The organism is Pseudomonas sp. SBB6, assembly GCF_024213215.1.
Lineage (GTDB): Bacteria > Pseudomonadota > Gammaproteobacteria > Pseudomonadales > Pseudomonadaceae > Aquipseudomonas > Aquipseudomonas donghuensis.
Genome location: NZ_JANAVH010000005.1, coordinates 1 through 17,078, shown reverse-complemented (window position 1 = coordinate 17,078; position 17,078 = coordinate 1). Strand labels below are relative to the sequence as shown.

At 64.8% G+C, this 17,078-nt stretch carries 16 protein-coding genes; 5 read left to right on the top strand and 11 right to left on the bottom strand.

Features of this window, described 5'->3' with window-relative positions; translation table 11 throughout:
• Positions 1-61: 61 nt before the first annotated feature.
• Genes NLX68_RS11540 through NLX68_RS11520 form a run of 5 tightly spaced genes read right to left on the bottom strand, consistent with a single transcriptional unit; the run spans position 62 to position 4,497 of the window.
• Positions 62-817, bottom strand: a complete 756-nt coding sequence (locus NLX68_RS11540; protein WP_254284087.1) for an ABC transporter permease — start codon at positions 815-817, stop codon at positions 62-64.
• Entirely contained in the window at positions 817-2,016 is a 1,200-nt protein-coding gene (locus NLX68_RS11535; RefSeq protein ID WP_254284086.1) for an ABC transporter substrate-binding protein, read from the bottom strand. The genes NLX68_RS11540 and NLX68_RS11535 overlap by 1 nt, the downstream gene beginning before the upstream one ends.
• Positions 1,982-2,830 (bottom strand): ABC transporter ATP-binding protein, encoded by an 849-nt coding sequence (locus NLX68_RS11530; RefSeq protein WP_254284085.1) that lies wholly within the window; start codon positions 2,828-2,830, stop codon positions 1,982-1,984. The genes NLX68_RS11535 and NLX68_RS11530 overlap by 35 nt, the downstream gene beginning before the upstream one ends.
• Positions 2,827-3,888 carry an acyl-CoA dehydrogenase gene (locus NLX68_RS11525; RefSeq protein ID WP_254284084.1) on the bottom strand — a complete coding sequence of 354 codons (1,062 nt, stop codon included), beginning with the start codon at positions 3,886-3,888 and terminating at the stop codon, positions 2,827-2,829. Before NLX68_RS11525 ends, NLX68_RS11530 begins: the two co-directional genes overlap by 4 nt.
• Before the next feature lie 51 nt (positions 3,889-3,939).
• Entirely contained in the window at positions 3,940-4,497 is a 558-nt protein-coding gene (locus NLX68_RS11520) for a carboxymuconolactone decarboxylase family protein (protein ID WP_254284083.1), read from the bottom strand.
• A 106-nt stretch (positions 4,498-4,603) separates the two neighbouring features.
• On the opposite strand from NLX68_RS11520, the gene NLX68_RS11515 reads away from it, so the two are divergent.
• A complete protein-coding gene (locus NLX68_RS11515; RefSeq protein ID WP_254284082.1) occupies positions 4,604-5,515 on the top strand; it encodes an AraC family transcriptional regulator in 912 nt (303 codons plus the stop codon).
• 139 nt (positions 5,516-5,654) lie between these two features.
• Positions 5,655-7,280 carry a methyl-accepting chemotaxis protein gene (locus NLX68_RS11510; RefSeq protein ID WP_254284081.1) on the top strand — a complete coding sequence of 542 codons (1,626 nt, stop codon included), beginning with the start codon at positions 5,655-5,657 and terminating at the stop codon, positions 7,278-7,280.
• 87 nt (positions 7,281-7,367) lie between these two features.
• Here the strand turns inward: NLX68_RS11510 and NLX68_RS11505 are convergent, their stop codons facing one another.
• Positions 7,368-7,721 carry a DUF1428 domain-containing protein gene (locus NLX68_RS11505; protein WP_254284080.1) on the bottom strand — a complete coding sequence of 118 codons (354 nt, stop codon included), beginning with the start codon at positions 7,719-7,721 and terminating at the stop codon, positions 7,368-7,370.
• 172 nt (positions 7,722-7,893) lie between these two features.
• Between NLX68_RS11505 and NLX68_RS11500 the strand changes: the two genes are divergently transcribed.
• On the top strand, positions 7,894-8,757 hold the full coding sequence (locus NLX68_RS11500; protein WP_010225649.1) for a LysR family transcriptional regulator: 864 nt from the start codon (positions 7,894-7,896) through the stop codon (positions 8,755-8,757).
• On the opposite strand, the gene NLX68_RS11495 is transcribed toward NLX68_RS11500, so the two are convergent.
• The 5 genes from NLX68_RS11495 to NLX68_RS11475 all read right to left on the bottom strand — a co-directional run bounded on the left by NLX68_RS11495 (position 8,731) and on the right by NLX68_RS11475 (position 14,902).
• Entirely contained in the window at positions 8,731-9,891 is a 1,161-nt protein-coding gene (locus NLX68_RS11495; protein ID WP_254284079.1) for an HPP family protein, read from the bottom strand. The two genes, NLX68_RS11500 and NLX68_RS11495, sit on opposite strands and share 27 nt — an antisense overlap.
• A 216-nt stretch (positions 9,892-10,107) precedes the next feature.
• On the bottom strand, positions 10,108-11,367 hold the full coding sequence (locus NLX68_RS11490) for an MFS transporter (protein WP_254284078.1): 1,260 nt from the start codon (positions 11,365-11,367) through the stop codon (positions 10,108-10,110).
• Positions 11,368-11,377: 10 nt separating this feature from the next.
• Positions 11,378-12,064, bottom strand: a complete 687-nt coding sequence (locus tag NLX68_RS11485) for a hypothetical protein (RefSeq protein WP_254284077.1) — start codon at positions 12,062-12,064, stop codon at positions 11,378-11,380.
• A 169-nt stretch (positions 12,065-12,233) separates the two neighbouring features.
• A complete protein-coding gene (locus NLX68_RS11480) occupies positions 12,234-13,583 on the bottom strand; it encodes a sigma-54 dependent transcriptional regulator (protein WP_254284076.1) in 1,350 nt (449 codons plus the stop codon).
• A complete protein-coding gene (locus tag NLX68_RS11475; RefSeq protein ID WP_254284075.1) occupies positions 13,568-14,902 on the bottom strand; it encodes a PAS domain-containing sensor histidine kinase in 1,335 nt (444 codons plus the stop codon). Before NLX68_RS11475 ends, NLX68_RS11480 begins: the two co-directional genes overlap by 16 nt.
• Before the next feature lie 347 nt (positions 14,903-15,249).
• On the opposite strand from NLX68_RS11475, the gene glsB reads away from it, so the two are divergent.
• On the top strand, positions 15,250-16,170 hold the full coding sequence (glsB, locus tag NLX68_RS11470; RefSeq protein WP_010225642.1) for a glutaminase B: 921 nt from the start codon (positions 15,250-15,252) through the stop codon (positions 16,168-16,170).
• A 104-nt stretch (positions 16,171-16,274) separates the two neighbouring features.
• The gene (locus NLX68_RS11465) at positions 16,275-16,829 is read left to right on the top strand and encodes an AAA family ATPase (protein ID WP_254284074.1); all 555 of its coding nucleotides are present in this window, start codon (positions 16,275-16,277) and stop codon (positions 16,827-16,829) included.
• Positions 16,830-17,078: the final 249 nt, after the last annotated feature.

Genomic DNA, 17,078 nt, shown 5'->3' with positions numbered 1-17,078 from the left:
TCCCGGCAATATCTGTATCTGCGTAAAGCCAGCTCTCAATTGGAACTGGCCTTGCCAGCGATCACCCATGCACCCATCGCCGATGCAGCCCCCGAGCCACCGCATCGAGCATAAAGCCCAGCACACCGATCAACAGCACCATCGCCATCAGCTCCGAGTACGCCAGCCGATCGCGGGTATCGAGGATGAAGTAACCAAGCCCGGCACTCACCCCAAGCATTTCGCACGGCACCAGCACGATCCACAAGATACCAATGGCCAGGCGCACGCCGGTCAGCACATGGCCAAGCACGCCGGGGATGATCACCTTGCACAGGGTCTCCCAGCGCGTCGCGCTCAGGCTGCGGCTCAACTGCAACCAGCGCGGATCGAGCTGGCGCACACCCGCAGCGGTATTGAGCAGGATCGGCCACAGCGCGGCGAAGGCCAGCAGGAAGTAGATCGGTTGATCGCCCACCCCCATCAGCATCACCACCACCGGCATCCACGACAGCGGCGAGATCATCCGCAAGAACTGAAACGCCGGGGTGGTCGCCGCCTCCAGGTGACGATAGCTACCCACCAACAAGCCCAGCGGCACGCCGATCAGCAAAGCCAGCAGCAAGCCGATGAGGATGCGCGTGAGGCTGACCCAGATGTGCTCGTACACCTCGCCCTGGCCCAGCAGCTCGATCAGGCTGCCGAGGCTGGCCTGGGGCGAAAAACGCGCCGACAGGCCATCGGCCTCGCCAAACACATGCACGCCCAGCCACCACAGCAACAACAAGCCGAGCAGGCCGGCAACGCCGAGGGCGCCATGGATTGCATGCTTGCCCATCAGATCGAAAACTCCTCGCTACGCTCGAAGCTCTCCGGCAAGCCGAAAGCCTTGAGCCCGCCGACGGCGGCGATGCTGTTGCGCACGAAGCGGTCGTCGACCAGATCGCGGGCGGTCTGTTGCGGGTCGAGGCCGGCGAGAAAACCCTTGTCGCCTTCGATCAAAGTGTTCTGCAGGCGGCGCACCAGTTCTTCGGTGTAGCTGGGGAACGGATAGGGCTGAAAATCGATGCGTTTCTCGTCCCACTGCGCATGCTGGATCGCACCGCTGGCGATGTAGGCGTCGCGGGCCGCGGCCGCCGGCGCCAGTACCTGGCTGAGCACCTGCGGGGTGTGCGGGGTGTATTTGTTCGGCCCGCTCTTGGACAGCAGCGCGGCGGCTTCGGCGCGGTGGTCGCGGGTCCACAGCTGGGCCTTGACGATGGCATTGACCACCTTCTGCGACCACTCTGGGCGGTTGTTCAGGTCATGCTCGTGCATGAACACCACGCAGCAGGCATGGTTGCGCCAGATGTCGCCGGTAAAACGCTGCACGCGGCCGACCTTGAGGTCTTCGGCCAGGGCGTTGAACGGCTCGGCGACGATGTAGCCGGCGATGCGCTTGCTGGCGAGCGCCGGCGGCATGTCCGACGGCGGCAGCACCACCAGGTTGACCTCGTTGGCGGCCAACTGGGCAGTCGCGGCCTTGGACACCGGGGTCAGGCCGTGGTCGCGAAACAGCTGCTGCACCACCACGTTATGGATCGAGTACCAGAACGGAATCGCCACGGTCTGCCCGCCCAGTTGCTTGACCTCGGTGACGCCCGGGGCCACGGTCAGGCCCGAGCCGCCAACGTGGTTCCAGGCCACCACCTTGGCCGGCACCTTGCTGCCGTAGCGGGCCCAGACGGTCATCGGCGAGAGCAGGTGAATGACGTTGACCTGCCCGGAAATGAACGCCTCGATCACCTGCGCCCAACTGCGCAGCAGCACCGGCCGCTCGGCCTTGATGCCCTCGGCTTCGAACAGGCCATTGTTGTGCGCCACCAGCAACGGCGTGGCGTCGGTGATCGGCAGGTAGCCGATGCGCACCGGTGCATCCGGGTCGCTGGCCGCACGCGCCTGCAGGCTATTGAGCAGCGGCATGGCGCCGCCAGCGGTCAGCAGGGCGCTGAGTTTGATGAAGTCACGACGAGTGTGGGTGAAGTCGTCCAGGCACATGGGCAGTCTCCGACGGCAGCGGCATAGGTTGAGAATCAGGTTCGGGTGTGCGGCTGGCCCGCCGAAGGGTTTTGAGTATGTCGATGCGCAGCGCGCCCAGTTCCTCGACCCGCTGCTCGCGTGGCTGCGGCAGGTCGATGGGCCATTGGCCGAGGGTGCGCGCCGGGTGGTTGCCCAGTAGCAGCACGCGATCGGACAACAGCAGGGCTTCGTCAATATCGTGGGTAATGAGGATGGCCGCAGTGTTGTGCCGGGCAATCAGTTGCAGCAGCAGTTGCTGCATGTCGGCGCGGGTCACTTCATCCAGGGCGCCGAAGGGTTCATCGAGCAACAGCACTTGCGGTTGGCGTGCCAGGCAGCGGGCCAGCGCGGTACGCTGGGCCATGCCGCCGGAGAGCTGCGCCGGGTACTGCTCGCGAGCGTGCTGCAGGCCGACCGCCTCGATGGCATGGTCGATGCGCGCCCGTCGTTCGCTGGCGGCAAGCTTGGGCTGGCGGGCGAAATCCAGGCCGAAGGCGACGTTGCTTTCCAGGCTCAGCCAGGGCAGCAGGCTGGGGTCCTGGAAGGCCACCGCCAGGCGTGGGTGCGGCCCCTGCAGCGGCTCACCCAGCAGGCTGACGCTGCCGGCGCGAGCTTGCTGCAAACCGGCCAGCACCCGCAACAGGCTGGATTTGCCGACACCACTGGGGCCGAGGATGGTGATCACCTCACCGGGCGCCAGTTGCAGGTCGAAATCTTCCAGCACGCTTTGCCAGCCGTGTTCACGCGGGTAGCCGAGGCTGATACCGCGGGCTTCGAGCAACACCTCGGTCATGCTGCCGGCGCCTGGCGTTGCAGCTCGGCGCGCAGTTGCACCAGGCTCGGGGTAACGATGGGCACGAAGGCCGACTCGCGCCAGCGGCGGGCAAAGCCTGCGCCGTAAGCGGTGAGATAAGCCTTGCCGCCGCTGGCCTGCAACTCAAGCTGCACGGCATCGGCTGCGGTTTCGGCGAGGGTGATGCGCAGCTTGAACAAGGCCGCCGGTTGGGTCAGAAAGCGCCCGTCGAGCAGGCCCTTTTTCAGTTCGGTCACGGTGTTTTCCAGGCGCTCGCGCAGTACCTGCAGCGCCTCGCCAAGGAACGAGCGCATGCCTTGCAGATGCGCCTCCACCTCACTCAATGAACGGCGCGCCAGGCCGATGGCCATGCCGCATTGCAGGCCCAGGAACGACGGGCGCACCGCAGGCAGAAACTGCTTGGCGTTTTCGTGCAGCAGCCAGTCGCGGCTGACCGGCACCTGCTCGAAACTCAAGGCGGCGGTGTTGCTCGACTGCAGGCCCAGCAGTTGCAGGTCGTCGGAGCGGGTCAGCCCGACAGCAGTGTCGGGAATAGCCAGGACGAATGGCGAGGCGCCCTCCTCTTCAATGGCTGCCGCCACCACGAAGCCCCCCTTGCGCAGGTTGGTCACCCAATGCAGGCGCCCGGCCAGGGTCCAGCCCTGGTTGTCACGCAGGCCCTTGACCTGCAGCGCTTCGATACCCGAGAGGTACTTCATGGCGTTGGAGAGCCCGGTGGCGCCGGCCAGTTTGCCACTGAGCAGGTCGGCCAACAGGCGCTCGCGCAGCCCGGCGTTGGGGCTGTGCAGCAAGTATTCGACAAAGGCGCGCTGGCCCCAGAAGACGAAGGCCGCCGCCAGGGAATGGCTGGCGACATTGGCAAGCGTCTCTACCGCGTCGGCGACCGTGCCGCCGCTACCGCCCAGAGCCTGGTCGATGCCGACGCGCAGCACCTGCGCCGCCGCCAGTTGCCCCAGTACCGCCTGCGGGTCGCCATGGCCCTGGTCGAGGGCTTCGGCCTGGGCATCCAGCCACGTAACCAATGCGGGATCGAGCATAGCGTTTACTCCATTAAAAATGCGCCAGCCTGCGCCGGCGCCGAGGGTTCGTTATGCCGAAGGCTGCCAGCGGTACTTGCTCAGCTCGTCATTGAGCGGGGTTTGGGCGAACACATTAGCAAAGTTGCACAGGGTTGCCAGGCTTACACCGAGGATCACCTCCAGGGCATTGCCTTCGCTGTAACCCGCTTCGCGCAACGCTCCGTAGCCGGCCTCGCTGACATTGCCGCGGGTGGCGATGACTTCGCGGGTGAACGCCGCCAGGGCTTCGAGCTTCTCTTGCGGCAGCTCGCTCTTGGCGCGCAGGGCATCGACCACCTCTTGCCCCAGCTTGGCCTTGTTCAGCGCCACGGCAGTGTGGCCGGCCACGCAGAAGTCGCAACCGTGGTGGGTGGCAGCCACCAGTTGCACCACTTCACGCTCGGCCAGACTCAGCTCGGCCTTGCCATTGAGTGCCGAGACGGTGACATAGGTTTCCAGCGCCGCCGGGGCGTTGGCCAGCACGCCGAGCAGGTTGGGGATGAAACCGGAGGCCTTCTGGGCGTTTTCCAGGTAAGGACGGGCAGCCTCTGGGGCGCTTTGCAGTGTATGGACAGTGACGCGCGACATGGAGTGGACTCCTGCAGACTAGGGGTGTGCCACAAGTCTGTTGGTTATAAGAATTACCTGCCATATTCTGCAGTCGCTATTACTTGCTCCTGAGTCTTTTCATTAGATGATTTCGTCCAGCCCTGTAGTCGATTGGTTATTAGAAAGCCTTGAGCTAGACGCCAGCCTGTTCCATGTCGGGCGTTATTGCGGCGCTTGGCACGCCAGCACCCACGGCCTGGCGCGGGCCAGTTTCCACCTGATCGTCCAGGGCCATTGCTGGCTGCATATCGACGGCCAGGCCGAGGCCATGCGCCTGCAAGCCGGCGATGCGGTGTTCCTGCTGCGCGACTTCAACTATCGGCTGTCCAATGCCCAGGACTGCGAGCTGGCCCAGCAGCAACCGCGCCAGGTCATGCAAGCGCTGGACAGCGCAGCCACTGACGGCGTCGGCCTGGTGTGCGGGTTCTTTCATTTTCAACCGGGCCTGTCGTCGCTGATCATCGACAGCCTGGACGACTGGATCATCCTGCGTGCCGGCGACCCGGCATCCACAGCCGCACGTGCACTGTTCGAACTGATCCTGGCCGAGTGCCAACGGCTGCCCGCGCCCTCCTCGGCGCTGCTCGAACGCCTGAGCCACCTGCTGTTTTTGTACGTGCTGCGCCAGCGCGTCAGCGACGACCAGGGCATCAGCGGCCTGGTGGCCCTGGCACGTCACGCCAACTTTGCCAGCCTGCTCGAGCAACTGATCGAACACCCCGACCAGCCCTGGTCGCTGGAAAGCATGGCAGCCTGCACGGGGCTGTCGCGTTCGGCGTTCTTCAAGCGCTTCAGCGAACTGGCCGGGCAATCGCCGGGGCAAGTGTTGCTGGCCCTGCGCATGCGCCATGCCTGCCAGCTGCTCAAGGCCAACCACACCGTCGAGCAGGTGTGTGCGGCGGTGGGTTATCAGTCGATTGCCGCCTTTACCCGTGCCTTCAGCAAGGCCGTCGGCGTGCAGCCGGGGGCGTATCGGCGCCAGCATGAAGGCCGCTGAGGCAAACAGCGTGCGGTAATCGAACACAAGCAGGCCTTACCCCCTCAAGTCCGCCAGCAGCCACTCCGATAGCAGACCCACCCACTGCCGTTACAGCGGCAACGCGTGGGGTGATAACAACTAAAGGAGTACTGCCTGCATGTTCGCCGACCTGAAAATCCGCACCGGTATGTTCTGGGTGCTGTCGCTGTTCAGCCTGACCTTGCTGTTCTCCACCGTCAGCGCCTGGCGCGCGGCGGTGGGTAGCGACCAGCAGATCAGCGAACTGGACCAGACCGCGCACCAGTCGGACCGCCTGAACAACGCCCTGCTGATGGCGATCCGCGCCAGCGCCAACGTGTCCTCGGGCTTTATCGAACAGACCGGCGGCCACAGCGAGAGTGCCAACAAACGCCTGAAGCTCTCGGAGGAACTGCTGGGCAACAGCGCGCAGTTGATCAATGAGTTGGTCAGCAACGCCCAAGAACCGACGCTCAAGTCCCTGACCGTGGCGCTGCAAAGCACCTTTGGCGAATACGCCAAAGCGGTGGCCGGGCAGCGTGAAGCCACCCGCCAGAACGACCTGCAGCAGTACTTCAAAGTCAACATCGACGCTGGCAACGCCATGGGCCGCTTGCAGGCGCTGCGCCAACAACTGGTGGCGGCGCTGAACGAGCGCAGCCAGCAGATCATGCTCGAATCCGACCGGCGCCTGAGCAGCGCCCAGGTGCTGAGCGTGGCGCTGGGGCTGCTGACCTTGCTGCTCGCCGCCCTGTGCTGGAGCTTTATCGCCCAGCGTGTACTGCGTCCGCTACGCGAGGCCGGCCAGCACTTCCAGCGTATTGCCAATGGCGACTTGAGCGTGCCGGTGACGGTGCACAGCAGCAACGAGATCGGTCAGCTGTTCAGCGAACTGCAGCGTATGCAGCACAGCCAGCGCGACACCCTGGGGCAGATCACCGGCTGTGCCAGGCAACTGGCCGAGGCTGCCGGTGCACTCAATGGCATTACCGAACAGAGCTCGCACAGCCTGCGCCAGCAAGACCAGGAGCTGGAACAGGCCGCCACCGCCGTCACCGAAATGACCACGGCCGTGGAGGAAGTCGCGCGCAACGCCGTGTCCACCTCGCAAGCGGCCAGCGCCTCCAACGAACTGGCCGAACAAAGCCGCCGCCAGGTCAGCGACAACCTCGACGGCACCCAGGCCATGGCCCGAGAGGTGCAGACCAGCAGCGCGCACCTGGAGCAACTGGCCGGGCAGATTCGCGACATCGGCCAGGTGCTGGAAGTGATTCGCTCGGTGTCCGAACAAACCAACCTGCTGGCGCTCAATGCCGCCATCGAAGCGGCCCGTGCCGGGGAAGCCGGGCGCGGCTTTGCCGTGGTCGCCGACGAGGTGCGCACCCTCGCCTACCGCACCCAGCAATCGACCCAGGAAATCGAGCAGATGATTGGCCGCGTGCAGCACGGTACCGAAGCGGCAGTGACGTCGATGCAGGCCAGCACCCAGCGGGCGCAGTCGACCTTGGGTATTACCCAGGCCTCAGGGCAGGTACTGGAAGGGATCTACAGCGCCATTGGCGAGATCAACGAGCGCAACCTGGTGATTGCCAGCGCCGCCGAGGAGCAGGCGCAAGTGGCGCGCGAGGTGGATCGTAATTTGCTCAACATCCGCGAACTGTCGACCCGCTCGGCGGCCGGGGCGCAACAGACCAGCGAAGCCAGCCAGGCATTGGCGGGGCTGGCCGGGCAACTGACGGCACTGGTGGCGCGCTTCAAGGTTTAAGCAATAAGCGCCCACAGGGTCGGCATACACCGATCCCTGTGGGCGCCGGCCTTGCCGGCGATGGGCTGCAACGCAGCCCCAACACTCTCAGACATCCACAAGAATCCTGAATCCACCAAAAATCACCCGCTTACCATCAAACGGCATCGGGTTCTGCTCAGGCTGCAAGCGCGGGTCCTGCATCATCTTCTGCATCCCCGCATCGCGCACTTCGCGTGACGGCCAGAGGACCCAGGAAAACACCACCGTCTCGTCGTCCTTGAGCTTCACGGCCATGGGGAACGAGGTGAGCTTGCCCTCGGGAACATCATCGCCCCAGCACTCGATCACCTTCAGCGCACCGCATTCCTTGAACACCACAGCGGCCTCTTCGGCGTGTTTTTTGAAGGATTCGCGGTTGGCGGTGGGCACTGCGAGGACAAAACCGTCGACATAGGACATGGGCTGAACTCCTGCATGAGGGGGGTACAGGGTGGTCGATCAGGCAGGCGCGCAATCGACAGGCCTATCGCCTGAGGCGACCAAAGGTCATCGATCTGCACAACCTCTTCCCCTGCCCCATTGCGGTGCAAAGCCACTACAATAGCCCACCGCAAAAACAGGCTGCCCCCCCATGGATATCGAGCTGGCCCGTACCTTCCTTGAAATCGTTCGCAGTGGCAGCCTGGTGTCCGCCGCCGAACGCCTGCACGTCACCCAGACGGCTATCACCGCCCGGGTACAAAAGCTCGAACAGCAACTGGCCTGCCAGTTGTTCATCCGCAGCCGCAGCGGCGCCAGCCTCACCGCCGACGGCGAAGCCTTCGTGGTTTACGCCAATCAGCTGGTGCAAACCTGGGAGGCCGCACGCCGCGACCTGCCCTTGCCCGAGGGCTGCCACCAGGTGCTGCACATCGGCGGCGAAGTCAGCCTGGGCAACCCGCTGGTGCTCGGCTGGGTCAGCGCCCTGCACCGGGAAATGCCCGGCCACGCCATTCGCAGTGAAGTCAGCGACGGCGAGTCCTTGCTGCACAAAGTGGAAATGGGCGTGCTCGACGCCGTGCTGGTCTACCAGCCCACCTACGGCCCGGGCCTGCAGGTGGAACAGCTGATGGAAGAAAAACTGATCCGCATCCGCCGCAAAGACCAGCCCGAACCTTACGTATACATCGACTGGGGCCAGGCCTTCCGCCGCCGCCACGACGCCGCCCTGCCCGAATGCGCGCGCCCGGCGCTGAGCTTCAACCTCGGGCCGCTGGCGCTGCAGTACATCCTCGAGCACGGTGGCAGCGGCTACTTCCGTACCCGCGTGGTGCAGGCGTACCTGGACAGCGGCGTATTCGAACGTGTGCCGCAAGCGCCGGAGTTCACCTACCCCACCTACCTGGTGTATGCCCGCGAGCGCGACAGCGAGGCGTTGCAGCAGGCGTTCAGGGTGCTGCGCGAAGTGGTGGCCGGTGAGAGTGACTGGTCACAGCGCTGGGATCCGGTGATCTGAGCGCGTCGCTTCACTGAGCAACTGGCGTTTGAGCCCGGCAATCAAATCCGTCTGGGTGATCACCCCCACCAGCGCCTCCCCTTGCATCACCGGCAAGCAATGCAGCCCCTGCTCACTGAGCAACGGAATCAGCGCCACCGCGGGCTCATCACTGCGCACGGTAATCACCGGCCGGCTCATGATCTGCTCCAGCAGCACCTGAGGCCGGCGCCCAAACAACCCGCGCCAGCTGAAACGCCCCTCGGCCATGGCCGGCCCGACCAGGTCGCTCAAGCTGACAATCCCCACCAGACGCCGCGCCTCATCCAGTACCGGCAAGGTGTGCAAGTGGTGGCTCGACAACACCTGCCAGGCCTGCTGCAGGGTGGTCTGCGGGGTCGCCAACTGCACATCCCGCGACATCACCGAGGCGGCGGTAATGCCGCCGAGGCTGCGCTTGAGCGCGTGCTGCTCGGTGGCCATGATGATGCGTTCGAGCTCATCGCGGGTGACGTCGACAAACTCGCCGAGCTCTTCCAGCGCCTGGTCGAGGTCCTCGCCACTGACCCCGACCCGCTCACCCGGCAACACATCGGCGGTGTGGTGCAGGTCTTTTCGCGGCGTGGCGGTTTTCGGGTAGCGCACGCCGGTCAGGCGGTTGTAGATCACCGCTACGGCCACCAGTACCAGGGCATTGAGCATGATCGGCTCGAACACCTGGTCGCCCATTGCCGCCAGTGATGAGTCCGCCAGCACTACACTCACCGCCACCCCGCCACCCGGCGGGTGCAGGCAGCGCAGCAGGCACATCAGCAAAATCGCCACGCCAAGGGCCAGCGCCGCGACCCACAAGGCCGAGCCAAAACAGTGATGCAACACCAGCCCCACCGCTGTCGCGCAGGCATAGCTGCCAACAAAGGGCCAGGGCTGCGCCAGCGCGCCGGAGTGCACGGCAAACAGCAGCACCGCCGAGGCCGCCAACGGCCCGAGCAAGTGCAGCGCCACCGTCGGGCCAAAGGCCAGGCTACAGGCGAAACCAGCAAGAAACAGACCGAGCAGCGCGCCGACGCCTGCGCGTAGCCATTCTTTCGGGGGGATGTTCAGAGGGGCCGGCAGCAGCCGGCTGAACCAGTTGTTCAGACCGCGGGTAGACATGGGTAAATCGGGCACCTGGGCAGTAAAAAAAGCCCGGCCAACGTGGCTGGGCTGAGTATTGCGAGGGGCAATACCAATAGGCTCCGTCCGTGGAGATGGAATTTTTTGAGTGTTGCGTTGGGGGGATTTTGCCGGGGTTGCGGTGGGGGGTGGTAATTCAAAAAAGTGAGGGGTGGGTGCAGTTTTTTTGAGGGATGGGCAGCAACAGGCCGGTATCTACCGATCCGCGCCGGCACCTTGGCCCAGTCGGCGAGCAGGTTGGGAGACGATGCCAAAGTGATAGGTGAGTAGTCCGATTGCGGCCACGGTGCCCAGCGCGACGAAGGCTGCGCTATAGCCGAAACGATGCGCGATCCAACCGGCGAGTGCGTGACTCATGGCCGCGCCTATCCCTTGGATCGCCATCACGGCACCAAGCCCTGCATTGACGTGTCCAGTGCCGCGCAGGATGCACGCGACAAGCCCAGGCAAGGCGACACCCAGCAGACCCGCCCCGATTCCGTCAAGGGCCTGTACCGGAATCAGTGCCCACGGGGACGCCCAGAAACCGGCGATCAGCCCTCGCAAGGGTAAAGCCAACAGGGCGGTAATGATCAGTACCCGATACCCGTGCCGAGAGGCATACCATCCAGCCCAAAGCGCCACAGGAACCATCACCAGCTGCGCGACGATGACGGTCGATGCAGTGAACACGCTGGGGTCCGCCAGCCCGCGCGTGACGATCGACTGCGCAAACAAGGGCAGCATCGCGGCATTGCCCAGGTGGAACAGCAGCATCGTGATCGCGAGCAGGCCCAGCTCGCGCGAGTCCGTCAAAATCCGCAACATGGAAGGCGAAGGACTGCCACCTTGCGCAGGCTGGTTGCAAGTGAGGTCTGCACCACGGGCCCGCTCATGATTGATGTCCTGCGGATGGATCTTGCACAAGCAAGCAAGCGCCGCGCACGCCATCAGGGCCATCAACACGAATACGGCTGACAGCCCCCAGCGGTAGCCTGCCAGCCCGGCCAATGCAGCCGCGACCACGTTGCCGGCATGGTTCCAGGCCTCGTTGATGCCAAGCTGCCGAGACAGGTCCCTCTGATCCACGATGCCCAAGGTAATACCCATGATGCCGGCGCCCATCAACGCCCCCACGGCACCGGTCACCAGCTGAGAGGCGACCACGACGCCGAACGACGGTGCCGTCCATAGCGCCGCCGTGGCGAGCATGAGCATGACGGTGGCACTTGCCAGTAGCAGTCGCTTGTAGCGCGAAGCGTCGATCCAGGCTCCCATCGGCGTGGTCGCCAGCATGCCTGCGACGCCGCCGATGGCCATCACGTAGCCAATGTCATCGGCTCGCCAGCCTTGACTGGCCAGAAGCACACCGAGGAAGGGCCCCAGGCCGTCACGGACGTCGGCCAGGAAGAAGTTCAGGCCGGACAGCCAGCTCCGCGAGCTGGCGTGCGTCGGGGTTATGGAAGGCGTTGCCATCGTCACATCCTTACTGCGCACGGTCGTAGAGCGGCTCCAGGGTGGACAGCGAGGTGCCCATGCTGACGGCTTCCAACGCGGTGCCAAACGCATTGCGCGTGCCCAGCCCGGATGCCGCGAACGGCGCCCCCGTCTGCACCGAAAGGCGCAGGCTTTCTGGCGGGAAACGAACGATGCTGCCATCGCTCAGGATGACGCCGTTGGCCTCGCCCCGCGGACCGGTGAGCACGGCCTCCACCTGGCCTTCCACCTGCTGGGGCTGCAGGCGCTGGGCGCGCAGGTGGGGTGGCAGGACTCGGCCTTCGCCGACCGGCGGCGGCTGGTCGTACACGGTGCGCCCGCTGTCGGTGTGGACGATGGCGTCGGCCTTGACCGTGCCCCGCGCTTGCGCCCGTCCGATGATGCGCACGGCGTCCCCCACCTGGACCGCCGCAGTGAGCGCATCGGCCATGTGCGGCGCGAACTTGACAATGGTTCCGTCGCTCAGGCGCAGGCCGTCGACCTCACCGTAGGGATTGATGAGCATCCGCTGGACCTGACCTTCCACCACGTACTGGCCCATCAGGCCAGGGGCGGCCATGTCTTGATGCGGTGTCGCAGGCAGATGAGCGGCTGGGTCGGGCGGCATGGCCTGTGCGCTGAGGTTGCACAGTCCGAATACCAGCGCAGCAGACGTGGCGATGAAATACGTAGACATTGGAGAAGCTCCTTGGCTTGGGAAACAACACCCAACCTGTAGTGCAAGCACCATGCCTAATAATATTTACAACGAAATCAACTACTTATATCAATAACGAGCCATGTACCGTCCGATCCCGTGACGCCCGGGTGTCACAGAATCGGACACCGGCTGGCCTGCGCAGGGGTCAGTCCAGCTCAAACTCGGCCAGCTTGCGGTAGAGCTGTTGGCGAGACAGACCGAGACGCCGCGCCGCCTCCGCGCGGTTACCAGCCGTCGCAGTCAGGGCACGCACAATCATCTCGCGCTCCAGGTGGGCAACGGCTTGTGCCATAGGTCCCTCCCAGTCGATGTCCAGGCCCGGGGTGGGCGCCGCCGCCGTCTGCAAGCCGATGTGCTCGACATCGATGACCGCGCCGTGGCTGAGGATGGCCGCGCGTTCCATGGCGTTGCGCAGTTCGCGCACGTTGCCGGGCCAAGGGTGGGCCAGCAGCAGCCGAGCTGCCGCCGCACTCAAGCGCTTGGGCGAGTCGCCGCCCAACAGGCGTAGAAAGTGTTCGGCCAGCAGCAGCACGTCGCCCAGCCGCTCACGCAGCGGCGGCAGCCACAGCGGCACCACCTGCAGGCGGTACCACAGGTCTTCCCGGAAGCGCCCCTCCTTGACCGCGGCGGGCAGGTCCCGGTGCGTGGCCACGACGATGCGCACGTCCACCGGCTGGACGCGGTTGGCGCCCACGGGGGTGATCTCGCGCTCCTGCAGCACCCGCAGGATCTTCGCCTGTGTGGGCAGCGGCATGTCGCCGATCTCGTCAAGGAACAGGGTGCCGCCATCGGCCTCGCGAAAGCGCCCGGTGCGTTCGTTGACGGCACCGGTGAACGCGCCTTTGACATGACCGAACAGCTCGCTTTCCATCAGTTCAGCCGGGATCGCAGCGCAGTTCACTGCGACGAAGGGGCCGGTGGCTCTAGCGCTGTTGCGATGCAAGGCGCGCGCCACCAGCTCCTTGCCCGTGCCCGTCTCGCCGAGGATCAAGGCGGTGGCATCGGAGTTCGCAGCCAGCCCGATGCGCTTGAAGACCTGGCGCATGGCCTCGCTGGCGCTGACCAGTTCGCGGCCATCCACAGGTTCTCTTGCACCAGGCGATGCCCCAGCCGCCTGCGGCCGGTCTGGGCTGGGGGCTGCTTGGCGCAAGGCCCGTTCGAGCGTTTCGACCAGGGCGACCCTGGTCACGGGCTTGGTCAGATGGTCGAACGCGCCCAGGCTCATCGCCTCGATGGTGTTGCCACCGCTCGCATAGGCGGTGAGCATGATGCAAGGCACCTGCGAGAGGCGCGCCGCACGGCGCAGGAACACCAGACCATCCTCTCCCGGCAGCCGCAGGTCGACGATGGCCGCATCCACGGCCTCGGTGCGCAGCCTGTGCAGGCCCGCATCGGTGGTTTGAGCCTGCAGCACCGTATGGTCCAGGTCCTGCAGCACTTCTGCAAGGCTGTCACGGAACGCAGCGTCATCGTCGACGATCAGGATTCGGGCCACGGTAGCTCCATCTCTATGCGCGTGCCCTTGGCCGACTCGGCGAGACCGACCCGCCCGCCGTGTCCCTGCACGATCTCACGCACCAGCGCCAGCCCCAGGCCGGTACCGCCTGCGCGGGTAGTGGCGAAAGGCTCGAACAACGTTTCGCGCATGTCGGCCGGAATACCGCAACCATCGTCCGCCACCCACAACAGCAATGCACCACGGCGCGTGCGATGCGCACCGAGTTCGATTTCACCGCATGCTCCCGTGTGCGCCATCGCGTTGAGCAGCAGGTTGTCAAAGACCCGTGCCATTTGTGTCGGGTCGAACAGCGCCAGCCCCTTCGCGTTATCGGACAGCTGCGGTTCAACCGCCAGTGTGATTCGTACGCCATGCTTTTGCGCCGCTTCGGCGTGGGCATTGCGCTGCGTCTCCAGCCATCCCCGCAGGTCAACCGCCTGGCGCTCGGCGCGCAACGGTTGCGTCAATGCCAAGAGGCTCGACACCAGTGCCTCCAGGCGTGCCGTTTGCGACAGCACCGCCTCCAGGGCACCAACCACACGGGCTTCGCGCCGGTCGGCCGGCGCAGCCATCGCGTTTTCCGCCTTCATGCGCATCGTGCCCAACGGATTGCGAATCTCATGCGCGAGCCCGGCGCAAACGCGCCCCAAGGTCGCCAGACGCTCGGACTGGGCCAGCTGCTCTCGCAGGTGGGCCGACTGGCGCTGCCAACGCGCAAGCATCCAGCCCAGCCATGCGCCGGAGACCACCACCAGCGCCAGCAGCAGGCTCACCGCGAGGATCAGGGTGTTGACCGTGCCTGCGGCCAACAGCGGCACGCGCAGCAGGGTCCAGGCGATCAGGCGGCGGTCATCGGTTGCCACAGGGCAGGCGGCGAACGCCACGGCTTCGCGTAAACCCGGTCGCACGTCCGCCACCAGGCCTGCGGAATCCTGCGCACGCTGGGCCGTGGAGGCAATGCGCTCCAACTCGGCACTCGGCGGATCGCGCTTGATTCCCGTGCCGTCGTAGGTTGGGAACGCGTAGGCCACCACCCCCACATCCGCTCGCCAGAAGCCACCCTCCATGCCCGGCTGATCGCGCAGTGCCAAATCAAGCACCGCCTGTGCCGCGGCCGGGGTCATGGGATAGGGCTGATCGTCTGCAGGCGGGAGCTGCTGGCGAACGCGTGCCGCCCCCGCTTGCAGCGCCTGGCAACTGGTCGCGGTGAGTTGGCGCGCATGCGCAATCTGGGGGCCGGCGCCTTGGCGGCTGAGTATCAACAGCAGCCACCCCAGCACAAGAGCAACTGCGGCAATGGATAGCCACAGGATCAACAGATCACGTCGAACGGATGATTGCAGCGACAGGTCAAATTCCCTTTGATGTGAGGCACCGCGGGTCAATCGGTGGGTGTTTTGCCGGCAACCTTGCCAGATGGGACATTGCCGTGCAAGGAAACGGTCGGTTGGCCGGCCGTTTCATAACCAGGCGTGACGTGGTTGAGCAAGGTTACGAGGTTGCAAGGGTGTGCGTAGGGGCAAGTTGTTTTCGAGTAAAAGTGCCCCGCTGCCGGGGAAGATCGTCTGTCAGGACCTCCCCAAATATGGCATTCCGCCTGATGGGCAGTGACACCTCTCTGGCCAGGGGGGATCCGACACCAACGCACCATAGGCAACACCTGATGCAAGCATTACTGCTAGAGATCCTCGACCAAGTTCGCCCCCTGCTCAGCCAGGGCCAAGTGGCGCAATACATACCCGCCCTGGCCCAGGTAGAGCCCAACCAACTGGGCATCGCCGTGCATGGTTTGGACGGTCAATTGCACTGCGCGGGGGATGCGCACACGCCCTTCTCGATCCAGAGCATTTCCAAGGTATTCAGCCTGGTGCAGGCGATCAACCACAGCGGCGAAGATATCTGGTCGCGGCTGGGTTACGAGCCTTCCGGGCAAGCGTTCAATTCGCTGGTGCAGCTTGAGGTGGAAAAAGGCAAGCCGCGTAACCCGTTTATCAATGCCGGCGCACTGGTGATCTGCGATATCAACCAGTCCCGTTACGCCACCCCAGCGCTCTCGATGCGTGATTTTGTCCGCCGCCTGGCTGGCAACCCGCGCGTTACCAGCGACCTTGTGGTCGCGGACTCCGAATACCAGCACCGCGCACGCAATGCCGCCATGGCCTACCTGATGCAGGCGTTCGGCAACTTCCATAACGATGTTGATGCGGTGCTACGCAGTTACTTCCACCATTGCGCCTTGTCCATGAACTGCATAGACGTTGCCCGGGGCTTCGCGTTCCTGGCCAACAGCGGTTACTGCCCACATAGCGGCGAACAAGTGCTCAACCCACGCCAGGCGCAACAAGTGAATGCGATCATGGCCACCAGCGGGCTGTATGACGAGGCCGGCAACTTCGCCTACCGTGTGGGCCTGCCAGGCAAAAGCGGAGTCGGCGGCGGTATTGTCGCGATTGTGCCGGGGCGCTACAGCATCTGTGTGTGGTCACCAGCACTGAACGCCTCGGGTAACTCACTGGCGGGGCTGCGGGCGCTGGAGCTGTTGAGCGAACGCATCACCGGCTCGGTGTTTTCGGCGGTACCTTGAACCGCCCGGGCGTCAAGCGTGTTCCCGATTCCCCGCCAATCCTTCTTTAACTGCCCCGGCAAAACCCGCACAATTGCCGGCTTTTTTTGACAAGGTAGTCCCTCGTGCAACGGATCGTCATTTTGGGCAACGCCGGTAGCGGTAAGTCCACCCTCGCCCGCGTCCTCGGTAAACGCCTGGGCGCGCCGGCGGTACACCTGGACAGGCTGTTCTGGGAGCCCGGCTGGGTCGAGCCCGATGCCGAGCAGTACCGCGCACGGGTGCGCGAGGCGGTGGCGCAGGACACCTGGGTGTGTGAAGGCAACTATGCACGGCGCACCTTTGACCTGCGCCTGCCGCGCGCTGACCTGGTCATCTGGCTGGATACACCGCGCTTGACCTGCTTTTGGCGGGTGATCAAGCGCAGCGTGTTGAATCGCCCTCGCCCCGACCTGGCCGACGGCTGCAGCGAGAAGCTCGATCGGGCGTTTCTGATCTTTTTGAAGTTTGTCTGGACCTTTGATCGCGGTTATCGCCCGGGGATCGAGGCGGTGCGCGAGGCCATCGGGCCGCAGGTACCGGTGGTCCACTTGCGCGGCAGTCGGCAGATTGCGGCGTTTGTCGAAGGCTTGCCCAGCAATGCCGGCTTCAGCCCAAAGGCACAGCAATCAGTGCAATGATACTGCCGTGCATGGACCGGATACATCGCTGACAAGCCAGCGCCCTTGAGAACGGCGCAAGTCCTGTGGGAGCGGGTCTTGCCCGCGATCGGGCGCGCAGCGGTCGCTATCCAGACAACACTGATGTGCTGGCTGTACCGGCCTCATCGCTGGCAAGCCAGCTCCCACAGGGATGGACTGCCCCCAAGAAGTTGGACACCAATCCAACCCTTGGGGGAGTTATGAGCAAGTACTCAGAGCATTTCAAGC